Annotated in this window: 16 protein-coding genes; 5 read left to right on the forward strand and 11 right to left on the reverse strand. The window is 37.6% G+C overall.

Annotation, left to right across the window (positions count from 1 at the left end; genetic code table 11):
* Positions 1 to 45: 45 nt before the first annotated feature.
* Both mecA and spxA read right to left on the reverse strand, forming a co-directional pair.
* A complete protein-coding gene (gene mecA, locus EYB29_RS10410) occupies positions 46 to 723 on the reverse strand; it encodes an adaptor protein MecA (protein ID WP_166627206.1) in 678 nt (225 codons plus the stop codon).
* Between the two features lie 174 nt (positions 724 to 897).
* Positions 898 to 1296, reverse strand: a complete 399-nt coding sequence (spxA, locus tag EYB29_RS10415; RefSeq protein WP_026867412.1) for a transcriptional regulator SpxA — start codon at positions 1294 to 1296, stop codon at positions 898 to 900.
* A gap of 354 nt (positions 1297 to 1650) precedes the next feature.
* Here spxA and trpS point away from each other — a divergent pair, with 354 nt between their 5' ends.
* Complete coding sequence (trpS, locus tag EYB29_RS10420; RefSeq protein ID WP_026867411.1) at positions 1651 to 2649, forward strand: tryptophan--tRNA ligase; 999 nt, start codon at positions 1651 to 1653, stop codon at positions 2647 to 2649.
* Positions 2650 to 2799: 150 nt separating this feature from the next.
* Here trpS and fabF read toward each other — a convergent pair whose 3' ends face one another.
* From fabF to EYB29_RS10455, 7 genes are all read right to left on the reverse strand, one after another.
* The gene (gene fabF / locus EYB29_RS10425) at positions 2800 to 4041 is read right to left on the reverse strand and encodes a beta-ketoacyl-ACP synthase II (RefSeq protein WP_026867410.1); all 1242 of its coding nucleotides are present in this window, start codon (positions 4039 to 4041) and stop codon (positions 2800 to 2802) included.
* The gene (locus EYB29_RS10430; RefSeq protein ID WP_026867409.1) at positions 4041 to 4997 is read right to left on the reverse strand and encodes a beta-ketoacyl-ACP synthase III; all 957 of its coding nucleotides are present in this window, start codon (positions 4995 to 4997) and stop codon (positions 4041 to 4043) included. The genes fabF and EYB29_RS10430 overlap by 1 nt, the downstream gene beginning before the upstream one ends.
* A gap of 127 nt (positions 4998 to 5124) precedes the next feature.
* On the reverse strand, positions 5125 to 6954 hold the full coding sequence (locus EYB29_RS10435; RefSeq protein ID WP_166627207.1) for an oligopeptide ABC transporter substrate-binding protein: 1830 nt from the start codon (positions 6952 to 6954) through the stop codon (positions 5125 to 5127).
* A 169-nt stretch (positions 6955 to 7123) separates the two neighbouring features.
* Entirely contained in the window at positions 7124 to 7999 is an 876-nt protein-coding gene (locus EYB29_RS10440) for an ABC transporter permease (protein ID WP_370545417.1), read from the reverse strand.
* A gap of 225 nt (positions 8000 to 8224) precedes the next feature.
* The gene (locus EYB29_RS10445; RefSeq protein ID WP_166627208.1) at positions 8225 to 9187 is read right to left on the reverse strand and encodes an ABC transporter permease; all 963 of its coding nucleotides are present in this window, start codon (positions 9185 to 9187) and stop codon (positions 8225 to 8227) included.
* A gap of 8 nt (positions 9188 to 9195) precedes the next feature.
* On the reverse strand, positions 9196 to 10128 hold the full coding sequence (locus tag EYB29_RS10450) for an ATP-binding cassette domain-containing protein (RefSeq protein ID WP_026867405.1): 933 nt from the start codon (positions 10126 to 10128) through the stop codon (positions 9196 to 9198).
* The gene (locus EYB29_RS10455) at positions 10125 to 11168 is read right to left on the reverse strand and encodes an ABC transporter ATP-binding protein (protein WP_166627209.1); all 1044 of its coding nucleotides are present in this window, start codon (positions 11166 to 11168) and stop codon (positions 10125 to 10127) included. The genes EYB29_RS10450 and EYB29_RS10455 overlap by 4 nt, the downstream gene beginning before the upstream one ends.
* Before the next feature lie 301 nt (positions 11169 to 11469).
* On the opposite strand from EYB29_RS10455, the gene EYB29_RS10460 reads away from it, so the two are divergent.
* From EYB29_RS10460 to EYB29_RS10470, 3 genes are all read left to right on the forward strand, one after another.
* Entirely contained in the window at positions 11470 to 11667 is a 198-nt protein-coding gene (locus EYB29_RS10460) for a YjzD family protein (RefSeq protein WP_026867403.1), read from the forward strand.
* Between the two features lie 91 nt (positions 11668 to 11758).
* The gene (glpK, locus tag EYB29_RS10465; RefSeq protein WP_166627210.1) at positions 11759 to 13255 is read left to right on the forward strand and encodes a glycerol kinase GlpK; all 1497 of its coding nucleotides are present in this window, start codon (positions 11759 to 11761) and stop codon (positions 13253 to 13255) included.
* 23 nt (positions 13256 to 13278) lie between these two features.
* A complete protein-coding gene (locus tag EYB29_RS10470; protein ID WP_166627211.1) occupies positions 13279 to 14934 on the forward strand; it encodes a glycerol-3-phosphate dehydrogenase/oxidase in 1656 nt (551 codons plus the stop codon).
* Positions 14935 to 14989: 55 nt separating this feature from the next.
* Here EYB29_RS10470 and clpB read toward each other — a convergent pair whose 3' ends face one another.
* On the reverse strand, positions 14990 to 17587 hold the full coding sequence (gene clpB / locus EYB29_RS10475; RefSeq protein WP_166627212.1) for an ATP-dependent chaperone ClpB: 2598 nt from the start codon (positions 17585 to 17587) through the stop codon (positions 14990 to 14992).
* Between the two features lie 152 nt (positions 17588 to 17739).
* On the opposite strand from clpB, the gene EYB29_RS10480 reads away from it, so the two are divergent.
* Positions 17740 to 18564 carry an undecaprenyl-diphosphate phosphatase gene (locus EYB29_RS10480; protein ID WP_026867399.1) on the forward strand — a complete coding sequence of 275 codons (825 nt, stop codon included), beginning with the start codon at positions 17740 to 17742 and terminating at the stop codon, positions 18562 to 18564.
* 92 nt (positions 18565 to 18656) lie between these two features.
* Here the strand turns inward: EYB29_RS10480 and EYB29_RS10485 are convergent, their stop codons facing one another.
* Positions 18657 to 18953, reverse strand: a complete 297-nt coding sequence (locus tag EYB29_RS10485) for a metal-sulfur cluster assembly factor (RefSeq protein WP_371807504.1) — start codon at positions 18951 to 18953, stop codon at positions 18657 to 18659.
* Positions 18954 to 19060: the final 107 nt, after the last annotated feature.

Below are 19060 nucleotides of genomic sequence, written 5' to 3' on the forward strand. Positions count from 1 at the left end.
TATATAGGAAATAAGGAGGGGAAATCTTTTTTTCAGACAAGTTAATTATTTTTCTTGAAAATAACGTCTAACTTGAGCTCTAACATTATTACTCATTATAATTTTACCGTATTCTTCCAGATATGCACTTGCAATTTGTGTAGGCTCGCTATATTCTAGCAGCTTTGTCTCAATACCTTCCATGTGATCAAAATGCGTTCTGTAGTCGAAGTACATTTGGTAATAATATCTACCGTCCAACACATAGAGTAGATCTTCATATGTTGTTTCATCATGTTCAGTTTCATACGTGTATTTAATCAAGTCTTCAAAGTCTCTAAAACGTACAGTTAATGGCTCTGAAATGACTGGTACATCTAATTCTCTATTTGGTTGTACTTGAGGCGGTCTATCCTGGATGGATTTGTCAATATAAGATTCGAGATCACGATTTTCAAAATTCATTGAATAAGACTCCATACCGTATGAATCTTGCTCTTGTTGAGATTTAGATACAACGACTTCTATTCCTTTGTCAAAAGCATGTACTTGAATCCATAATGGTCCATCCATGGAAAAATCTTCAGTCTGTTCACTGTTTACTTCGTCCATAATTGTCCAAAAGAATTCCTCTCCACGTTGGCGGTTCATCCAAAGATCTTCCTTGTTAAAACCTCGACTCTCAATGTCTGTATACGTTAGAAAGAACTTAATGGTCGAGTCGTTCACTCTTTCAATCCTCATTTTGCTCACTCCCTTACCATCATTTCTGCTTATTATACTAGGGTTCCATTCATATTACCAAACTTTAGATTTGTCTTTCTATTATAAGTGAAAAAACCTGTAGATGGCAAATCATCTACAGGTCAATCGGACTTTGTACATATATCAAATTATTGTATTACTTATCTATTATTCTTAAAGTTCTGCTAAGCGTTTCGCTTCAATTAAGTGAAGCGTTCTAATGCTTCTTGGTAAAAATCTTCTAATTTCATCTTCATTGTAGCCTACTTGCAGACGTTTCTCATCCATAATAATTGGACGTCTAAGCAATCCAGGGTTTTCCATAATCAAAGTATAGAGTTCTTTCATTGGGAGGCTATCGATATCTACATTCAATTTTTGGAAAGTTTTAGAGCGAGTTGAGATAATTTCTTCAGTCCCATACTCAGTCATTCTTAAAATAGATTTAACTTCGTCTAAAGTTAAAGGCTCAGAAAATACATTGCGCTCAGTATAAGGAATATCATTTTCCTGGAGCCATGCTTTTGCCTTACGACATGACGTACAACTTGGAGAAGTAAATAATACTACCATGTAACTCACACTCCAATTTTATATTTTAACAAGAGTCTATACCCATAAACAGTCGATACTAAACTTAAGTGAAGTATGTATCTTGTACTGCCGTCTCTTGTTGACAATTCTTAGTATAGAGGTCGAACATTAAAATAAAATGAGAATATTGTAATAATCTAAAAAATTATTTATTAATTTTTGTAAACCCTACCAATATTAATTTATTTAGCTTACCTCTTACTTACTTATTGTAACATCAATAATGGTCAAAGTATATAGGTAATTTGATTGACTTTTATCGTGTGGACTAATTGCAAGAGATGTAAAAGAGTATTACTATTATATTATTAACTAAATAATGAAGGTGAAGACATGAAAACATTATTCTCAGGCGTTCAACCGAGTGGAATTCCGACAATCGGTAACTATATCGGAGCTTATAAACAATTCGTAGAATTACAAGATCAATATGATTCTTACTTCTGTATTGTTGATCAACATGCTATTACTGTTCCACAAGATCGCTTAAAACTTCGTGAGAACTCAAGAAAACTTGCGGCAATTTACTTAGCAAGTGGATTAGACCCAGAAAAAATTACACTATTCATTCAAAGTGAAGTCTCAGCCCATGCTAAGGCTGCATGGATGCTACAATGTGTATCATATATTGGTGAGTTAGAACGAATGACTCAGTTTAAAGATAAGGCACGTAAACAGAATCAGCGTGACGGTATTTCAGTCGGTCTACTCACATATCCACCTTTAATGGCTGGTGACATTTTACTATATAAAGCAGATGTCGTCCCAGTTGGTGAAGACCAAACACAGCACATTGAATATACAAGAAACGTTGCAGAGCGCTTCAATTCAAAATTCAATGATATCTTTACCCTACCCGACATTAAATTACCTAAGGTCGGCGGTAGAATTATGAGCCTAAATGAACCAACTAAGAAGATGAGTAAGAGTGATGATAATCAAAAATCATTCATTACCTTATTAGATGACCCTGCTCAAGCGGCTAAGAAGATTCGTTCTGCAGTAACAGATTCAGGCAGTGAAATTAAATACGATAAAGAAAACAAGCCCGGTATTTCAAACTTACTTACAATTTATAGTTCATTAACTGACCGCAGTATTGAAGCACTAGAATCTCAATACGAAGGGTCAAGCTATGGTGAATTCAAAAAGGATTTAGGTGAAGTTGTCCAGGAATTCTTAACAGGCTTCCAAGAAAAATATAACTACTATTTAAATAGTGAAGAACTAGATAACATTTTAGATGCAGGCCGTGACAAAGCTGCCTTTAAAGCGGATAAGATGATCGAAAAAATGGAACGTGCCATGGGCCTAGGAAGAAAAAGAAGATAATAGGATTTATGAAGCGGGCTGGATATTTAATCCAGCCTTTTTTTGTGATTGATGATGGAAGGTGTGCTTCGTTTTCATTTCGAAGCTGGGCTCATTAACCTACGATACAAAAAAAGACTGAACCCCTTAAAAGGGATTCAGTCCATAATATTATGCCTCATACTTTTTGAATACTAAGGAAGCGTTGTGTCCACCAAACCCTAGGCTGTTTGACACTGCGTACTTAAGGTCCGCTTCTACTGCAGTGTTTGGAACATAGTTTAAGTCACATTCAGGTGCTGGATTCGTTAGATTAATTGTCGGGTGAACTTTACCTTCTTTAAGGCTCATCGCCGTAATGATAGCTTCCATGCCACCTGCACCACCAAGCATATGTCCTGTCATTGACTTAGTTGAGCTGATTAGTAAATTATCCGCATGTTCTTCAAATACTGTACGGATCGCTAATGTTTCAAATTCATCATTATAAGGTGTACTTGTACCGTGTGCATTAATGTATTGAACTTCATTTGGTTCAATACCTGCATCTTTAAGTGCTTCCTTCATGGCTCTCGCACCACCTTCTCCATTTGGTGCTGGTGCTGTGATATGGTGAGCATCTCCTGTAGATCCGTAACCAACAATCTCAGCGTAGATTGTTGCACCACGTGCAATTGCATGTTCTAATTCTTCAATCACAATGACACCTGAACCTTCAGCCATTACAAAGCCATCTCTATCTTTAGAAAATGGACGTGACGCGTAATTAGGATCATTTGAAGACGATAAAGCGCGGTTCGCTTGGAACCCTGCGACACCCATATTTGTAATAGGCGCTTCGGAACCACCTGTAATCATCACATCAGCTTGACCACGTTCTATAAACTTAAATGCGTCGCCGATTGAGTTTGTACCTGTCGCACATGCCGTAACAGTTGCACCATTAGGCCCTTTTGCACCTAGACGAATTGATACTTGTCCACTTGCCATATCCGGGATCATCATCGGTACGAAGAACGGGCTTACGCGTCTTGGTCCTTTTGTTGTTAAGGCAATAAAGCCATCTTCAAGTGACTGTATCCCCCCAATACCTGAACCAATCCAAACACCGACACGTTCACTATTGTCGTCATTGATAACTAAACCGGAATCTGTCACAGCTTCATCTGCTGCAATAATTGCAAATTGAGTAAACTTATCCATACGACGTGCTTCTTTTTTATCGATAAAATCTTCTATATTTAGGTTCTTTACTTCACCAGCAATATTGACATTGAATTGTTCAGTATCAATATTCGTTATTTCTGCTATACCATTTTTACCAGCTAAAGCATTAGTCCAAGTTTCTTTAGCTGTATTCCCTATCGGTGTTACTGCACCAAGTCCAGTGATAACAACCCTTCTTTTACTCATTAAGAGTCCTCCTTCTTTTTACCCCATGTTAAACATACTGCTCCCCAAGTTAATCCACCGCCAAAGCCAACAAGTACGATATTGTCCCCTGGCTTAATACGATTTCTCTTCACTTCGTAATCGATACTAAGTGGAATGGATGCCGCTGAAGTATTTCCGTATTTATCTACAGTTACACTCATTTTATCATAAGGGAGGTTCATGCGTTCTCTAGCGGCATTCATTATGCGAATATTTGCCTGATGAGGGATTAACATGTCAATATCATCCTTATTCAGACCAGCCTGTTCTGTTACATTCACACTCGACTCACCCATTTGTCGTACCGCGAATTTAAACACTTCACGACCATTCATTCGTATGTAGCCACCCTCTCGGTCGCCGTATAAGTATTTCCCACCAGAACCTTTACTACCTAGTTCAAATGATTTAATACCAAGTCCTTCATCTACTTCACCCACAACTGCAGCACCAGCACCATCACCGAATAGGACTGCTGTTGAACGATCTGTAAAATCAGTGATTTTAGTCAGCTTATCAACACCTACAACAAGGATTTTTTTATATCTTCCTGATTTAACGAACATTTCAGCTGTCGCTAGACCATAAATAAATCCAGAGCAAGCTGCAAGCTGGTCGACTGATGGTATGTTTTTAAGTTCTAATTTTTCTTGTAAGATATTTGCTACAGAGGGAAATCTATGTTCTCCTGTAGACGTCGCAACGATAACAAAATCGATTTCGTCCTTGTCCACACCGGAGTCCTCAATTGCATTTTTCGCAGCATAAAAAGCCATTTCACTCGTTTCCATGTCTTCAGCGAAACGTCTTTCTTCAATACCTGTCATTTCTCTAATCCATTCATCAGAAGTATCAAGAATTTTTTCGAAATCAAAGTTCGTAAAAACCTTTTCTGGTGCATATGAACCAATGCCGAGAATGCCTACATTTGTCATTATATTCACACCTTATAATCTCATTATATTACTAGGTACTAATTTATCATATTTTGACAAGTGATTCAATTTATTTATACGTAAAAAACACTCACACATCAAATGATGTGTGAGTGCACGATAAGCCTTATTCAGTTTCTTCAACACCAACACGGTACCAAAGTAGGTCCTCATTGTACTCGTAATCTTCAGAGTAATTGATTACTCTTTCGTTTACAGGTACAACAAACGCACGGTAAAGCGTTGGAATTACAGGAATATCTTGAGCCATTAACTCAGCCCATTCATTGTAAATTTCTTTTCTACGCTCAGTATCAAGTGCTTCTTCTGAGTTACCTTGTTCTAATAAAGCAGTTGATTCTTCAGATTCATATCTAGTGTAGTTAAATGGAGCAGTTGGTCCATATAAAGCTGATGGATCGACGTCAGAACCTACACCCCAAGCACCTTGGTAGATATCAATTTCTGGGTCATCGTTTTCAACCATGTCGTAGAATGAGTTAAACTCGATTAGACGACCATTTGTTAAGACAACGTTTAAGCCAACTTCTCTCCAAGATTGGATGTAGTAGTTTGCTAATGGTTCAGCGATGTCTCCACCAGACATAGAGGCAAATTTGATTTCTAATGGCTCACCGTCTGGATCTTCACGTAAACCGTCACCGTCTGTATCTTCGTAACCTGCTTCATCCAAGATGCGGTTCGCTTCTTCTGGATCATAACTAGGTACTTCGATTTCTTCATGCCAGTTAGCGTGATATGGAGTAATTAGAGATGATGCTTTCCAACGTAAGCCGTTGTAGAAACGTTCTCCAACTGTGTCATTATCAATAGCGTGCCACATAGCACGACGTAATTCTACGTCACCCATCTTCATTTCCTCTGGCTTGTAGTCTACTTTACCTTCATCAGCATTCCAAGAACCAAGTTTGAATCCGATGTAAGTGTATGATCCCTCAACATTTGATAACCATTCTACCCCTTCCATTTCTGCAACATCTGGGTATTGGTCAGTCGGGAAATTAATAGCATAATCAATTTCTCCAGATTCCATAGCGCTGGCAACAGAAGATGTCGCTACTACACGAGCATTAACTGCTTCAAGTCCTGGCTCACCTCGCCAGTAATCTTCAAATTTAGACATTGAGATTGATTCACCAGATACGATTGAATCCACTTTATATGGTCCAATACCGATTGGGTTCTCACGAGTTTGTGGAGCTTCCGGCATCTCTGCTACTTCAACACCTTCATAGTGATGTGTAGGAAAAGCATATGCCCAGAAACCACCAGCAGTTAGTGATGGAGCGAGTTCTTTATATGTGAATACCGCAGTTTGTTCGTCAACAATTTCAATACCAGAAATTTCATCTGCCTCACCAGCTTTATACTCATCAAAACCTTCAATTAATGTGAATCCATCAGTAGATCCACGAACACCATCGTAATCTGGGTGTCCAATTACTTCATATGAGGAAACATAATCCTGAATTGTTACAGGTTCCCCATCATGCCATTTTACACCATCGTTTAAAGTAAAAGTAACTGTATTGTCATCTTCATTCACTTCATATTGCATTGCACCATCATTTGTATATTGGAAATCTGCGTCCATTGTAAGTAATGGTTCATCAAATAATGAAATCATTTCAAAATCTGGATTTCCATTATAGAAGTTAAAGTTTAAGGTTCCTTCAAAAGGTGTATCTGAAGCTAATGCAACATTTAAAGTACCTTCACCTGATGGTTCTCCTGTATTAGATACGGTTTTAGGGAAATCTTCATAGTTGTAGATTTCGCCTCCCCCTTCAGCTGTTTCACCTTCAGAAGATGCATCGTCTCCTGACTCTTCGTCAGCAGTTTCTTCTTCAGATGAACCGCCTCCACATGCTGCAAGCGCTAATACTAACGCTAACATCATGAGGAATAAAAGCCTTGACCAAGAAATTTTAGTCATTGTTCTTCCTCCTTTGTTTGATTCTGTTGATATATATACAAAGCTCAGACCCTGAACTTATGTATCGAAGTAAATGTAAAGCCTTTGTAATTTTCTTAATATTCATATTAGCATAATTACTCATACTTACAATGAAATTTTTAGAAAATTGTGTTATTTTTATAAATTTTTATGCATTACGCTGTCTGGCATCTCCTGCACGTCTAAGTGCTTCACCAATGTTTCTTACACACAACATTAATACTAAGATTAATATTGCTGCAGGTGCCCAAATCCACCATCTGTTCTGTAAAGTTTGTGTTTGAATGGCATAAGCCATTAAAGTACCTAATGATGGTGTCGTTTCAGGGAAACCGAACCCAATGAATGATAAGCCTGACTCGATTCCGATATTTGCTGCAAGAGATAATGTGCCGTTAACAATGATAAGACCTACTAAGTTCGGCATCACCTGTTTAAAGATGATCTTAATATGTGAACTTCCTAATGTTCTCGATGCATTTACATAGTCCAATTCTCTTTCTTGCATTGCAACAGAACGAATCAGTCTAGCAGTACCAGTCCATAGGAACGCTGCCATAATGAGTGAGAATGTCCAAATATCATATGATGGCACGATTGTAACGAAAACAACGATGATCATAAGGAATGGTAATACCATAAAGAAGTCAACAACACGCATCATTGCGTTATCGATATGGCCACCAAAATATCCTGATACAACGCCGTAGACAATACCGAAGCCAACACTCAAGATAGTAACTAAAGCCCCAATTGCAAGTGAGTTTCTAGTACCAATAATCAATTGACCAAAAATATCACGACCACCATAATCTGTACCTAGTCTGAACGTGTCGTTAGGTGGCTGATTGATTGCAAATAGGTCAACTTTTACAATTTCTGAATGGTTCAAGAACATTGTTAAACCAAAAACATATGATGTAATTATCACAAGTATAATCAGTGAGAATAACGCTAATTTGTCGGAGATGACCTCTTCAAATAGAATTCTCCAACCGGGTTTACTCTTCGGTAGATTCTTCATATCTGATGCACCGTGACCCATAACGCCGTGTGGGAGATCAGCTTTGACGCTCATATCAAGCTCTCTGGATTCACTAGTATGTTGATTATCATCAAACTCAAAGCCGTCCCGCGCTTTGGTCGGGGTGTGGTCTTTATTATCCATATCTTCATCAAATTCATATGCTTTTGAATCATCTTTTAAATTTTTATTTTCTTTATTATTATTCGACATTTACACCCCTCCTTACTTAATACGGATACGTGGATCCACGATACTCAAGATAATATCTGACAGTAATGCACCGAGAATGGATAGCATACCAAAAACTAAAATCAAGACGTTCGCGACTGAGAAGTCACGGATTGAAATTGACTCTAGGAATAGACGTCCCATACCTGGATAACCATAGATGGTCTCAATGAATAATGATCCACCTAATAGTGAAGTAATTTCGTACCCAAAAAATGCTGCAATTGGTAAGATAGAGTTTCTAAAGATATGTTTCGTATATACTTTACCTTCGGAAACACCTTTAGCACGTGCAAGTGTTACGAAGTCTTTTTGCTTCGTTTCAATAATTCCACTCCTTAGGTACTGAACCGTTCCGACTAAACCGATTAAAGCAATTGAGAAACTCGGTAGTACTAGGTGTTGGAATTTACTTATTACATATTCTAAAGTACCTGGTGTGACACCCACTCCAACCGATCCACCTGTTGGGAACCAACCAAGTGTATAGCCAAATACAAGTAGCATCACTAAACCGAAAATAAATGTCGGTGTCGCAAAACCTAAGTAAGTATAACCTGTAATCGCACTGTCTAATAATGAGTCATTCCAACGTCCAGACACTAGGCCAAGTGGAATACCAATCAAGTAAATTAGCACTGAAGAAAAAAGTCCGAGCCATATAGTATTCATCATTCTATCTCCAATAACATCTAGAACAGGCTGTTGTTTAAAGAATGATTGCCCGAAGTCCCCCTGTAACATTGCTAAAACCCAATCTCTATATTGAATGTACCATGGATTATTTAATCCCATCTGTTCACGAAGTCTTTCAATTTGTTCAATTGGTACCGTTGGATCAATTAGGCCACTCAATGCATCCCCTGGCATTAATGATCCTAAGAAGAAAACTAAAATACTTAATAATAATATTTGCGGTAATGAAATAATTAAGCGTCGAATTGTAAATTTAATCATTCAGCCCGTCACCCCTTTGCAGGTAAAGCAGCTTTATGCGTCGATGTAATATCAACTAACGGCAAGGCTCTACCATCTTCATCTAAATATTCATGGAAATGTTCATTGTATTGTTCTTTAACTGATTGACGTATATTTAAGTTTTCATCAATCTTATCAACATCTGTATCAGGAATCGCAGCGATGAGTCGCTTCGTATACAAGTGTTGTGGGTTGTTGAAGATTTCTTCCGCTGTCCCTTCTTCAACTAATCTCCCTTGATACATAATCCCGATGTGCTGACACATATGCCTCACTACCCCTAAGTCATGGGCGATGAAAAGCATAGTCAAGTTCATTTCCTCTTGGATGTCTTGCATGAAGTTTAAAACTTGGGCTTGAACTGATACATCAAGTGCTGAAACTGGCTCGTCTGCAATAATCAATTTAGGATTTAATGCGATCGCTCTAGCCACCCCTATTCTCTGTCTTTGCCCACCGGAAAACTCATGTGGATACTTGTACAAAGAGCCAGGTGGTAAACCTACTTTTTGAAGCAGTCCTAAAACTTCTGCAATCAACTCATCTTTAGTACGCTTATGATAATTTTTAATTGGTTCTGCAACAATATCAAATACCCTTTTACGAACATTTAATGATGAGTATGGATCCTGAAAAATCATCTGAATCTCTTTAGAATTTTTAACTGATTTCCCATTTCCACTGATCGTTTTACCGTTAAAGAGAATTTCTCCCTCTGTGATGTGATTTAGACCAATGACTGCTTTACCAGTTGTCGTCTTACCTGAACCGGATTCACCTACGAGTCCATATGTAGTCCCTTCTGGAATATTTAGTGATACACCGTCTACCGCTTTCACGTGGTCTTTAACTGTGTTAAAGAATCCGCCACGAATTGGGTAATGTACTTTGAGATCTTTAATTTCAAGTAAATTACTCATTCTGTCACCTCATCTGCTTCTGCCATTTGTTGTGCTTCAATTGCCATACCTGTCGTTGCATCAGATTTCAAATAGAAATTCTTATAACAAGTACAACGTACGAAATGCCCTGGACTAATTTCTCTTAGTTCAGGATTATGTTCATGTTCTTTTTCATCAATCCATGGAATTCTTGGTGCAAATCGACATGAATCTCTTTCCATCTTATTTAATGGTGGCACAACACCTTCGATAACATGCAGTTTCGATCCTTGTAGTTCCTCATTTGGTAAGGAATTAAGAAGTGAACGAGTATATGGATGTTTTGGATTTTTAAACAATTCTTTAACCGGTGCAATTTCTACAATTTGTCCTGCATACATTACGGCAACTCTATCTGCCATCTCAGCAACAACACCTAAGTCATGAGTAATGAGCAGTACACCAGAGTTCAAATCATCTTGCAATTCTCTAATCAAATCTAGAATCTGAGCTTGAATCGTTACATCTAAAGCAGTTGTTGGCTCATCAGCAATGAGTAATTTTGGTCTGTTAGCTATGGCAATGGCAATTACTACACGCTGTCTCATTCCACCAGATAATTCATGAGGGAAAGCATTCCCCACTCTTTCAGGTCTTGGAATACCCACACGACTTAATAATTCAATAGCATAAGCTTCACGTTCATCTCTGTCTTTTGTTTTATGAATTTTAAGCGTTTCCATAATTTGATGCTTTATTTTCATTAGTGGGTTTAAGGCTGTCATTGGATCCTGGAAGATCATCGCCAATTCCCCACCACGGATTCTATTCATCTTAGTTTCTTTTACTTTCATTAGATCTTTGCCTTCAAAAAGTACTTCTCCTTCTATTCTTGCAGCACGGTGTAACTTCATTAATGAAAATGCTGTCGCACTTTTGCCTGATCCCGACTCCCCTACCAAGGCCACAACCTCATTAGGTTTAATGTCGAGGGAAACATCGTCCACCGCTGGGTAATATTCACCATCGATCTTAAAGGATGTTGTTAAATTCTTAACACTTAGAAGATTTTCTCCCACTTATAATCACCTTAACTTTCCCTTTGTTTAACAAAATCCCATTTGTTATTAAAGTTAATCTTTCATATGAGCTATTGTATATATTCTGTCACAAAATGACAATATAAATTTTCTTAAAATTTACAACTTTCTGTACAGAATTTATTATTATGCAGTTATGTATAAATGACTTATCCCAATTCTAGAAAACATCGTTCTATTTTGCAAGCGTTTTCAAGAAATAATTTTTACTACTATACTTTGTTTTACTTTTCATGTAAAATAAATACTATAAATATGAGTTATCGGAGGCTTTTCGACGATGAGATACATCATTACTTTTTTCTGGGCATTTTTACTTACTCAGATGGTAAACTTTATACTTAACAGTCTCGCTGGCGGTGGTCCATTAAACTTCTGGATTGGTGTTATTTTAGCAGTGATCATTACATTAACTGTATTCGTTTTAGATATTCTGACTAAGATGTCAAGAGACACTCAATCAGGAAACGAGAATTAAACCGGATTTCTTCATGAAATCTGGTTTTTTTATGCATTTTATTTCTGGGTATACACATATTAAAAGTATTTTTTGTATTAGGAGGAAACCTATGAATAAATATGTGATGTCAATCGATCAGGGTACGACGAGTACAAGAGCGGTCCTCATCAATCAACAAGGTAAAATCATCGCCTCAAGTCAAAGGGAATTCAAACAGATTTTCCCTCACTCTGGTTGGGTCGAACATAATGCAAATGAAATCTGGAGTTCAGTCCTAAGCGTAATCAGCAGTGTACTCATTGAACACAATGTAGGTGCAGATGAGATTGACTCAATTGGAATTACAAACCAAAGAGAAACAACTGTCGTATGGGATAAACACACAGGTTTACCGATATATAATGCGATCGTTTGGCAATCAAGACAAACAACGGATATTTGTAACACCTTAAAGCACGATGGTTATGAAAAATTAATTAAAGACAAAACTGGTCTATTAATAGATCCTTATTTCTCCGGTACAAAGATAAAATGGATCCTCGACAATGTCGAGGGTGCAAGAAAAAAAGCTGAAAACGGAGATTTATTATTTGGGACGATTGATAGTTGGTTAATTTGGAAATTCACTGAGGGAAATATTCACGTCACAGATTACACTAATGCAAGCCGGACGCTCTTGTACAATATATATAATCTACAATGGGATGATGAGCTTTTATCGATACTTAATGTACCGAAATCAATGTTACCAGAAGTAAAATCTTCTAGTGAAATTTATGGTCATACAACGAGATCTCATTTCTTTGGTCATGAGGTGCCAATCTCTGGTATTGCCGGTGACCAACAAGCCGCCCTATTCGGTCAAACTTGTTTTGACAAAGGTGAAGCGAAAAATACCTACGGCACTGGATGTTTCCTTTTATTAAATACAGGTGAGGAACCGACAACGAGTGACAATGGACTACTTACAACTATTGCAGCTGGTGTCGATGGTAAAATCACCTATGCACTTGAAGGTTCAATCTTTGTTGCAGGTAGTGCAATTCAATGGCTAAGAGATAGTTTAGAATTTTTTCATGACTCTAAAGAGAGTGAAGATTATGCAATGACACTTGACTCTTCTGATGGTGTCTACGTTGTTCCATCATTCACCGGACTCGGTGCACCGTACTGGGACGCAGAGGCAAGAGGTGCGATATTTGGTTTAAGTAGAGGCTCGACCAAGGCACATATTAGCCGAGCAACCCTAGAGGCTGTTGCATATCAAACTAAAGATGTCCTTGATGCGATGCAAGTTGATGGGGCAACTAAAATTGATCGTTTAAGAGTGGACGGCGGTGCAAGTGCCAACAATTTCTTAATGCAGTTCCAAGCTGACATTTTAAATACGACGGTTGAACGTCCAAAAATTGTGGAATCCACTGCCTTAGGTGCTGCTTATCTTGCGGGTCTTGCCTCAGGATTTTTTGAATCCCAAGAAAAACTGAGGGAGCTCAGTGAAACTGAATCAGTTTTTGAAGCGAAGATGGAAGAAAATAAGAGAAATCAATTGTACAGTGGTTGGCAAACTGCCATTAAAGCAACTCAAATGTTCAAAACCAACTAAACATAACTAGTAGGAGGGAAACAATGTTAAACGCACTGACAAGAGCACACCAAATTGAGCACATGTCTAAAACAGAATATGATTTACTCATCATCGGTGGTGGTATCACTGGTGCTGGTATTGCTTTGGATGCAACAATGCGCGGTTTAAAAGTTGCCTTAGTCGAAATGCAAGACTTCTCTGAAGGTACATCGAGCCGAAGCACGAAACTTATTCATGGTGGTTTAAGATATTTAAAACAACTTCAGATTGGTGTTGTTAAAGAGACTGGTAGAGAAAGAGCAATCGTCTATGAAAATGGCCCACATGTTACCACGCCGGAATGGATGCTACTCCCTTTTAGAAAAGGTGGTACTTTTGGTGAATTTACAACTAACATAGGGCTAAAGGTTTATGATTCTTTAGCTAAAGTAGAAAAAAATGAGCGTCGTCATATGCTTTCTAAAAAGGAAGTTTTAGAACGTGTCCCAAATATTAATAAGAAGGCCCTCCAAGGTGGTGGCTATTATGTTGAATATAAAACTGATGACTCAAGACTTACTATAGAAGTGATGAAAAAAGCAGCTCAGTATGGTGCAGATTTAGTGAATTACCTTAAAGCAGATGGCTTCATCTATGAAAAAGAAACAATTAAAGGATTAAAAACGACCGATCAATTAAGCGGTATCACACATAATATACTTGCCAAAGCTGTCGTTAATGCTGCTGGTCCATGGGTTGATGAAGTGAGAGCATATGATAAGGATGAACCTGTTTCAAAAAAACATCTCGTGCACACCAAGGGGGTACACCTCGTTTTTAAACAAGAGGATTTCCCGCTCACACAAGCAGTCTACTTTGATACAGAAAGTGATGGCAGAATGATCTTTGCCATCCCAAGATCCGGTAAAACCTATGTAGGTACAACGGATACTTTTTATACGGATGATAAGAAGAATCCTGTTGCTGATGCTAAAGATAAGGCTTATCTAATTGAAGCCATCAACTTTATGTTCCCTTCACTCAACCTAACACATGATCACATCGAATCATCTTGGGCAGGTATTCGCCCTCTTATACAATCATCATCAAGTAAGAATGCATCAGATATTTCAAGAAAAGATGAGATTTGGCACAATAATAGTGGCTTGATAACCATTGCTGGTGGCAAATTAACAGGCTATCGTCACATGGCTGAAGAAATTGTTGATGAAGTATCACTTTATTTGAAGAAAAATTATAAGATGCACATTGCTAAAGTGTCTACTAAAAATGAACCGATATCAGGTGGAGACGTTGGTGGCTCAATCGGTTATCATAACTTTGCAGACAATATTAGTCGAAAAGCACAAAGCTATGGACTCACTTTAGAAGAAGGCCATATGCTTGCACTTAAGTACGGTTCTAATGCAGAAACGGTATATCAATACGCAGGTATTACTAACGACTCAGAAGAAAAGTACGGCTTACCAAAAGCCCTCTACGCAGAAGTAATATACAGTATTCTGCATGAAATGGTTGTTAAACCGACAGATTTTCTCATTCGTCGTAGTGGTAAGTTGTACTTTGCAATTGAAGAAGTCATGCAATATCGTCAAGGCATTGAAAAGCTTCTATCTGATACCTTTAGTTGGACTGACAGTCAGTATGAACAGTATGTCAGTGAACTTGACCGAGCGATTGCTGACACAAAACATTAATAAGTAAAAAACTGGACCATTGATTATAAAATCTATGGTCCAGTTTTTTATAAAATTATTCTTCTTCGATATTAAATACTAATTCATCATCTTTTATGTCAGCTTTTATTCTTAACCCCTCTGACATATCCGCTTCAATCAACTTACGTGCAAGCGGTGTTTCAATATTTCTTTGGATAAACCGTTTCATTGGACGTGCACCAAATTGTGGTTCATAAGAGCTTTTTGCTACCCAAGTTTTTACTGCATCAGATACTTCAATTTCCATGTGTTGATTTCTTAAGCGTGTATTTAAATCACTAATCATACGGTCAACAATGGCACCCATGTCTTTCTCAGTTAATGGACTGAACATGACAATATCATCCATACGGTTGATGATTTCAGGTTTAAAGTATTTATGCACTTCTGACATGACAATCTCTCTTGTTTGATCTGTTAACTCCCCACCTTGTACAACTGTATCTAGTAGATGTTGGGAACCGATATTTGAAGTCATAATAATGATAGTATTTTTAAAGTTAATGATACGCCCCTTAGAATCTGTTAGACGACCCTCATCTAAAAGTTGAAGTAAGATATTAAAGACATCAGCATGCGCTTTTTCTACTTCATCTAAGAGGATAACTGAATAAGGCTGACGTCTAACCGCTTCAGTTAATTGTCCACCCTCTTCATGACCAACATAGCCTGGAGGTGCACCGATTAATCTTGAAACAGAATGTTTTTCCATGTACTCAGACATATCGATTCTGATCATATGTTTCTCAGAGTCAAACATTGTTGAGGCTAAGGCTTTAGCGAGTTCAGTTTTACCGACACCCGTAGGTCCTAAAAATAGGAAGCTCCCGATTGGACGATTCGGATCTTTAATACCCGCTCTTGCTCTAATTACTGCGTCAGCAACTAAATCGACAGCTTCATCTTGACCGACGACACGTTCATGAAGAATGTCCGATAATTTCAAGAGTTTTTCCTTTTCAGTTTCAACAAGTTTTGTAACCGGAATACCTGTCCATTGGCTCACGATAAAACCAATTTCCTCTTCGGTCACAACTTCTCTAATAATTCTATTGTCAGATGATTCTTCTTGTTGCATTTCTTTTTCATATTCTTCGAGTGCTTTTTCTAACTGTGGTAATTTACCATGTCTAAGTTCTGCCGCACGTTCAAGCTCATAATTGTTCTCTGCGTCTTCTAATTCCTGACGTACTTTGTCAACTTCAGCTCGTTTGTCATTCACTCTTTGAATTTGTTCTTTTTCTTTCTCAACTTTGTTTTGAAGTGTAGACTGGCTCTCTTTCATATCCGCTAATTCTTTTTGGAGTTCGGATAGACGCGCTTGTGAAACTTGGTCATCTTCTCCTTTTAAAGCTTGTTCCTCGATTTCAAGTTGCATTACCTTACGATTAATCTGATCAAGTTCAGTTGGGTTCGATCCCATCTCTGTTCGTATCGTCGCACTCGCTTGGTCCATGAGGTCAATTGCCTTATCTGGTAAGAAGCGATCTGTAATATAACGGTCTGATAGTTCTGCAGCTGCAACAAGGGCACGGTCTGTAATTCTTACACCGTGGTGCACTTCATAGCGCTCTTTTAGACCGCGCAGAATTGAAATAGTATCCTCTACATCAGGCTCTGGTACTTGAACCTTTTGGAAACGTCTTTCTAAGGCAGAGTCTTTTTCGATATACTCACGATATTCGTTTGTTGTTGTTGCCCCAATACAGTGTAGCTCACCTCGTGCAAGCATAGGCTTAAGCATATTGCCTGCATCCATTGCACCATCAGTTTTACCAGCCCCAACAAGCATGTGGATTTCATCAATAAATAGAATAATTCTTCCTTCAGATTCCTTAATTTCTTTAAGCACAGCTTTTAATCGTTCTTCAAACTCACCACGGAATTTCGCACCCGCAACTAGTGAAGTAAGATCGAGTTCAAAAACTGTCTTATCTAAGAGACTATCTGGAACATCCTTACGTACAATTCTTTGGGCAAGTCCTTCGACAATTGCCGTTTTACCCACACCAGGTTCACCAATTAGTACTGGATTATTTTTTCTCTTACGACTTAAAATTCGAATCGTATCTCTGATTTCTTCATCACGACCAATGACCGGATCTACCTTACCATTTCTGACTTCTTCAACAAGGTCACGCCCATATTTTTCTAATACTTCATATTGATTTTCAGGATTTTGACTCGTCACGTGGTTACCCCCTCTTATTTTCTTCACTATTTCTTTAACAACTTCATCCTTATTACCTACAGCACTGCTTAAAATATCATCAATTTTTAGCGCTGCTAGAAATATGTGTTCCTGAGAGATATAATCATCTTTCATATCAACCATAAGTTTTTCTGCTTCATTATATAACTGCGAAAAACCTTGCGACATATAGACACCATATTCTATATTATCGCCACTTACCTTATTGTATTTTGCTAATTTTTCATCATAACGTTTAATTATATTATCAATGTTGATGTTTGCTCTTTCTAGAATGTCAGCACTCATGCTATCTTCAATCAATAGCATTGCTTTTAGTATTGACTCTAGCTCAATTGCCTGAAGTTTAAGATCAACTGTCAGACCTTGAGCACGTTCAACGATTTGTTGAACTTTAACTGTCATCTTATTTATATCCATTTAAACCACCTCTAATCAATAAATTAAAGTGTTTGACCAAATTTGACCATAACTTAATTATACACTTTAAGAAGATTAAATCAAGTAATTGATAGCAATTTAAGACAATTTGTCTTATATTAAATGATGTACATTTTAAGGAGGATCACCTCATGGAAATCATTACTATTATCAAATATGCTTTTCTTGGTTTATTACAGGGCATTACAGAACCAATTCCCGTATCATCTAGTGGTCATTTAGTCATTGCCAGGGAGCTATTCAATATCGAAGCACAAGGTCTTTCTTTTGAAATATTTTTAAATACGGCTTCCCTTATTGCAATCTTGTTCATCTATCGAGATGATATCATTAGTATCATCAATAATTTGTTTAGATATTTATTTAAAGGCGCGAGAGACGATGATGCAATTACTGATTTTAAATATACGATTTGCCTAATTATCGCGACGATTCCAGTTGGTGTTGCAGGGCTACTGCTTAAAGATGTGATCGGTGATAATATTTCTGTTGGCTTCGTAGGACTTATGCTGCTTGTAACAGGTATTGCACTTTGGTTTATTAAAAATAAAAGAGGCGATAAGAGGGATGGAGACCTGACAATTAAAGATTCTATAATAGTTGGTCTATCTCAATGTATAGCATTAACACCTGGAATTAGCCGCAGTGGTGCAACAATTGTTGGTTCCATTGCAGTTGGTCTTAGCCAGAAAAACGCACTAAGATTTGCATTTCTTCTTTATATTCCAGTATCTCTTGGTACAGCTTTAATATCCGTTGGAGATATCGTTAACGACCCTAACATGGATACACTATGGTTAGCATATTTAATTGCCTTTATTATTACACTTATCGCAACATATTTTGCAGTTAAATGGTTACAAAATGTGATGGAAAAAGGTAATTTGATTATCTTCGTTTACTACTGTTTTGCTTTAGGCGCTTTTTCAATCCTATATCAGTTTATTTGGGCATAATAATTCAATGGATCCAATCGGTTAACAACCAAATTCACCACAATACAAAAAAGCTATGAGAAGATAATTCTTCTCATAGCTTATTATTTATATTAGCTTACACCAAGTGCAATTTTAGCGTAACGACTCATCTTGTCTTTGTCCCATGGTGGATTCCAGACGATGACTACTTGAACATCATTTACCTCAGGTAGTTCTGAAAGTACGTGCTCAACTTGACCAATAATTTGTGGTCCCATTGGGCAACCCATTGAAGTTAAAGTCATTTCAACACCTGCTGTACCTTCGTCATCTAAATTTACACCATAAACTAAGCCTAAGTTTACAATATCTATACCGAGTTCCGGGTCAATGACATTCTCTAGCGCACCGTACATGCTTTCTTCCATTGCTTTATCCAACATAATCACTCCTCACCTAGTATATGTAATACTTACTATACCAAAAATTATACATTCGATAAATATAAATGCTATTATTGAGAAGAAACATTATT

Origin of the sequence: Jeotgalicoccus sp. S0W5, assembly GCF_011634875.1 — a bacterium.
In the GTDB taxonomy this organism is placed as follows: Bacteria; Bacillota; Bacilli; order Staphylococcales; family Salinicoccaceae; genus Jeotgalicoccus; species Jeotgalicoccus marinus.

What these genes read in the sequence shown, in the direction of transcription:
- EYB29_RS10460 (WP_026867403.1), top strand. Translation starts at nt 11,470, where the DNA reads ATGAGATACATCATTACTTTTTTCTGGGCATTTTTACTTACTCAGATG.
- EYB29_RS10450 (WP_026867405.1), bottom strand. Translation starts at nt 10,128, where the DNA reads ATGAGTAATTTACTTGAAATTAAAGATCTCAAAGTACATTACCCAATT.
- EYB29_RS10435 (WP_166627207.1), bottom strand. Translation starts at nt 6,954, where the DNA reads ATGACTAAAATTTCTTGGTCAAGGCTTTTATTCCTCATGATGTTAGCG.
- EYB29_RS10430 (WP_026867409.1), bottom strand. Translation starts at nt 4,997, where the DNA reads ATGACAAATGTAGGCATTCTCGGCATTGGTTCATATGCACCAGAAAAG.
- EYB29_RS10440 (WP_370545417.1), bottom strand. Translation starts at nt 7,999, where the DNA reads ATGAAGAATCTACCGAAGAGTAAACCCGGTTGGAGAATTCTATTTGAA.
- EYB29_RS10445 (WP_166627208.1), bottom strand. Translation starts at nt 9,187, where the DNA reads ATGATTAAATTTACAATTCGACGCTTAATTATTTCATTACCGCAAATA.
- EYB29_RS10480 (WP_026867399.1), top strand. Translation starts at nt 17,740, where the DNA reads ATGGAAATCATTACTATTATCAAATATGCTTTTCTTGGTTTATTACAG.
- trpS (WP_026867411.1), top strand. Translation starts at nt 1,651, where the DNA reads ATGAAAACATTATTCTCAGGCGTTCAACCGAGTGGAATTCCGACAATC.
- fabF (WP_026867410.1), bottom strand. Translation starts at nt 4,041, where the DNA reads ATGAGTAAAAGAAGGGTTGTTATCACTGGACTTGGTGCAGTAACACCG.
- EYB29_RS10470 (WP_166627211.1), top strand. Translation starts at nt 13,279, where the DNA reads ATGTTAAACGCACTGACAAGAGCACACCAAATTGAGCACATGTCTAAA.
- clpB (WP_166627212.1), bottom strand. Translation starts at nt 17,587, where the DNA reads ATGGATATAAATAAGATGACAGTTAAAGTTCAACAAATCGTTGAACGT.
- mecA (WP_166627206.1), bottom strand. Translation starts at nt 723, where the DNA reads ATGAGGATTGAAAGAGTGAACGACTCGACCATTAAGTTCTTTCTAACG.
- EYB29_RS10485 (WP_371807504.1), bottom strand. Translation starts at nt 18,953, where the DNA reads ATGGAAGAAAGCATGTACGGTGCGCTAGAGAATGTCATTGACCCGGAA.
- spxA (WP_026867412.1), bottom strand. Translation starts at nt 1,296, where the DNA reads ATGGTAGTATTATTTACTTCTCCAAGTTGTACGTCATGTCGTAAGGCA.
- glpK (WP_166627210.1), top strand. Translation starts at nt 11,759, where the DNA reads ATGAATAAATATGTGATGTCAATCGATCAGGGTACGACGAGTACAAGA.